Source organism: Acinetobacter sp. 243_ASPC (assembly GCF_001054715.1).
Taxonomy (GTDB): Bacteria; Pseudomonadota; Gammaproteobacteria; order Pseudomonadales; family Moraxellaceae; genus Acinetobacter; species Acinetobacter soli.
Genome location: NZ_JVOR01000117.1, coordinates 1 through 4,101, shown reverse-complemented (window position 1 = coordinate 4,101; position 4,101 = coordinate 1). Strand labels below are relative to the sequence as shown.

The 4,101-nt window shown below is 35.5% G+C and carries 4 protein-coding genes; 3 read left to right on the top strand and 1 reads right to left on the bottom strand.

Going from position 1 to position 4,101, the window contains the following annotated elements:
* The first annotated feature begins 122 nt into the window (after positions 1-122).
* The gene (gene repM / locus ADA42_RS15570) at positions 123-1,058 is read left to right on the top strand and encodes a replication initiation protein RepM (protein ID WP_048766123.1); all 936 of its coding nucleotides are present in this window, start codon (positions 123-125) and stop codon (positions 1,056-1,058) included.
* Positions 1,059-1,127: 69 nt separating this feature from the next.
* Positions 1,128-1,673: a plasmid replication DNA-binding protein gene (locus ADA42_RS15565; protein ID WP_171249942.1), complete on the top strand. Its 546-nt coding sequence runs from the start codon at positions 1,128-1,130 to the stop codon at positions 1,671-1,673.
* 292 nt (positions 1,674-1,965) lie between these two features.
* Here the strand turns inward: ADA42_RS15565 and ADA42_RS15560 are convergent, their stop codons facing one another.
* Positions 1,966-2,718, bottom strand: coding sequence for a MipA/OmpV family protein (locus ADA42_RS15560; RefSeq protein WP_241485707.1), 753 nt, complete (start codon positions 2,716-2,718; stop codon positions 1,966-1,968).
* 177 nt (positions 2,719-2,895) lie between these two features.
* Here ADA42_RS15560 and ADA42_RS18140 point away from each other — a divergent pair.
* Positions 2,896-4,040, top strand: a protein-coding gene (locus tag ADA42_RS18140; protein ID WP_100833519.1) for an IS3-like element ISAba14 family transposase whose coding sequence is annotated in 2 segments (ribosomal slippage) — positions 2,896-3,160 and positions 3,160-4,040 — 1,146 coding nt in all. Because the reading frame shifts where the segments join, the coding sequence is not laid out codon by codon here.
* Positions 4,041-4,101: the final 61 nt, after the last annotated feature.

Below are 4,101 nucleotides of genomic sequence, written 5' to 3'. Positions count from 1 at the left end.
ACCACACCAAAAAGTCACCTATACCACACCAAAAAGTCACCTATACCACACCAAAAAGTCACCTATTTACACCATTGCTAAATAATGGTGTAATAACACCAAATAAAATAATGGTGTATTAAATGCCTAAAAATGAGTTAGTGGTCAAAGATAATGCTTTAATAAATGCTAGTTATAACCTTGATACTGTTGAACAAAGGCTAATTTTACTGGCCATACTACAAGCACGAGAAACTAAGACAGGAATTGATGCAAATACACGATTACGTATCCATGCTAGTGATTACATGGATAGATTTAATGTCAGTAAACATGCAGCTTATAAAGCATTAAAAACGGCTGTTACTAATTTGTTTGGTAGACAATTTAGTTATCTAACTATTGATGATAAAACAGGAAAATCTAAAAAAGTTATCTCACGATGGGTTCAAAATATTGCCTACATCGATGATGCAGCTACATTGGAAGTTACGTTTACTATGGATGTTGTACCTTTAATCACACGCCTAGAAAAGCAGTTTACAAGCTATCAACTTAAACAAGTTACACAACTAACAGGTAAATATGCTATTCGCCTTTATGAGCTATTGATCGCATGGCGAGAAGTAGGAAAAACCCCAATATTTGAAATAGCCGACTTTCGCTCAAAGCTAGGTTTAAGTCTAGATGATTACCCAAGACTAGATACTTTTAAAAGGCGTGTCCTTGAATCGGCAGTTAAGCAAGTTAATGAACATACAGACATCATTGTAACTGTCGAGCAACATAAAGATGGACGCTCTATTTGTGGTTTTTCATTCTCATTTAAACAAAAGAAAGTAGCTAAAAAGCCACTAAAGAATCTTGAGGATCAAAACAGTTTAAAGGCATTCCCCAAAATGACTGATGCACAGCGTCACTTATTTGCCAACAAACTGTCTGAATTACCAGAAATGAGTAAATATTCTCAAGGAACTGAAAGTTACTCTCAGTTTGCAGTCCGAATAGCTGAAATGCTTCATGATCAAGACTTAGTTAATGAGCTATATCCTCTATTAAAAAAAGTTGGCTATCATTAAATCATTGATGTAACGTTACACACTTAAATAATGTCTACTGGCTTACAGTCTTTCCACTTAGGTTACATGATGAAAGCATTATCAGTTATAGAACTTGCTGAACTTTATGGGATGAATAGACAAAGCATCTATAAGCGTATAAATAAAGGGGATTTATCCAAAAATAGTGATGGCAAGATAGATTTATCAGAAGCTATTCGAGTATTTGGAGAACCATCTAGTAAAATAAAAAATGTAACTACGTTACAGTCTACTTCGCTACAAAAAGAGACAGAAGTAGACATGTTGAAACAACAAGTAGACATACTAAAGAAACAATTGGAACTTGCTCACGAACGAGAAATGTTTCAACGTGAACAACTGCAAGCTAAAGATAATCAAATCGAAGCAATACAACGTCTATTAGAAGCTCCAAAAACCAATATGACTACGTTTACCGATCAAAAATCTGAGCAGAATATAGCGACAGATTCTCAGCCAGAATCTGAACTGAAAGATGAGGAATTGACTACTTCAGAGCAGGTGGAAAATAAGCGGATTCCAGTGCCGGATCACATTGAACCAGAGCCTGAGAAAAGAGGGTTTTGGAGCCGTTTTTTTAGACCCTATGATTAACCACGATTGTTTAACTGATATGAACAAAGTTGTGGAACATTGATCAAAGAATAAGCGTGGAACGTGAAAAATCATAAAAAAAGCCCACCTTGGGGAAGGTGGGCTATCAACTAGGAACTACAGCATTGATTTCTATAGATAATTATAACGCATTTCGTATAAGGTGTATTATGTTAATTTTAGAAATACTTGATGATGGCTAATTGAAAGTGATTACATAAAAAAAGCCTAGAATGAGTCTAGGCTTCAGATTGATTAGCAAAATCGTTTTATTAAAAATAAATATCAATACTTAAAATTTATATGTCAGTGCCATATAAAAATTAGTGAGTCCACTTTTATCAACTAATGGCCCATCTTGAACTTTACTTGGTAAAAACTTTTGCATTGCTACACCACTTAATTTGACTTTATCTGTCAGTGCATAACTTGCACCTAAAGATACATATGGAATAAAGACATGATTTGGTTTATATGCTGCAACACCACGAGCAACTTCACTGTCTAAAATACCATAATAATAATTTGCTCTTTTATCCGATAGCCAATCTACTCCAGCATTTGGCATAAGAGTGACTTTAGGATTTATTCTCCAGAAGTATTGATAATTAAAGCGAAGTTCTGCTCCTTCACTAGCACCACCAACATCATTGACAGCTTGTAGTGAAAATAAGCCATAAGGTAGTCGTACAATACTTTCTAAACCTAAATCTACACTACGATCACGATCTTCTAATTGTGATTTACTAATATTTTTAGCAGCTAATTTTTCTGTGCTTAAGTCATCGACATCTAAATTCATCATATTGATGTTAGCAATCGCATTTACGGTAAGAAGTTTATCTTTGTAGAGTTCTACACCTGCATATAAACCACGAATAAAAAAATGCTCAGTTTCATATGAAATCACAGGTATAGGAGTGATTTCAGTTTTTTCCCCTACATATATACCGTTACTACCAACTGCACCTATGCCTAAACTTAAACCTTGAGGTTTACTGATTTGTCCTTTTTGTTGTCTATCTTCAGCAGCAAAAGTAGCCATAGGAATGCATAAAATTATAGTAAATCCGAGCTTTTTAAGCATATTTTACTCATTGTTTCATAAAAACTTATTCAATATACACGGTAAGGTAATAAAGAAAAAGAGGTGGATCAGGAAATTTGAACAACACTTATAAGTGATATTTTGCTCCCCAAATGATGTTATAAACATCAATATATGGAGTATTTTATGGCACGTAGACCAAGAAGAAATCATTCAAATGATTTTAAAGCTAAGGTAGCACTTGCTGCGATTAAAGCAGAAAAAACACTTGCTGAATTGAGTGCTGAATTTGATGTTCATCAAAACCAAATTATCGACTGGAAAAATCAACTGATTTCAGCTTCCTCGCAAGCTTTCGATCAATCAAAAGCTCCAACAGAACCACCCATCGATCTAAAAAAACTACATGCAAAAATCGGTGAGCAGGCATTAGAAATTGATTTTTTAGAAGGTGTGTTGAAGAAACTGGGCCGCTTCAACCACAAAAGTTAATCGATGACTCACTTCAGATTTCAGTATCTAAGCAAGCTCAGCTGCTGAAAGTCTCCCGTGGTTGTTATTACTATCGCCCAAAACCTGTGAGTGCATCAGATCTGAAGCTGATGCGGTGTATGGATGAGTTACATATGCAATACCCTTTTGCAGGTAGCCGTATGATGCGTGATTTGTTGAATCGTCAAGGACATCATATAGGACGACGTCATACACGTACTTTAATGAAGAAAATGGGCATTAATGCGTTATATTGCAAACCAAATTTAAGCCAGGCTAATCAAGCTCACCGCAAATATCCATATCTGCTCAAAGGATTGGCTATTCAGCGCAGTAATCAAGTGTGGTCTACGGATATAACGTATATCCCTATGGCAAAAGGCTTTGTTTATTTATGTGCTGTGATTGATTGGCATAGCCGCAAGGTACTAGCGCATAGAGTATCGATTAGTATGGAGGTTACATTTTGCATAGAAACATTAAATGAAGCTATTGAAAAATATGGTCGACCTGAAATATTTAATACAGACCAAGGCAGTCAGTTTACCAGTGATGCATTTATTGATGTATTGAAATCAAATGGCATTCAAATCAGTATGGATGGTAAAGGTCGATGGGTTGATAATGTGATGGTTGAACGATTATGGCGGAGCGTTAAATATGAAGAGGTGTATCTCAAAGCTTATAGCAGTGTCACAGATGCGAAAAAGCAATTGAGTGCATATTTTGAGTTTTATAATCTGAAACGACCTCATTCGAGTCTAGACAAAATGACACCAAATGAGTTTTACTATGATCAGCTACCCCAACAAAACAAGGTGGCTTAACTAGAGCGGAATATCACTTATAAATACGCTTTTAGTTGTTCAAACATGTGGGACCACCTCT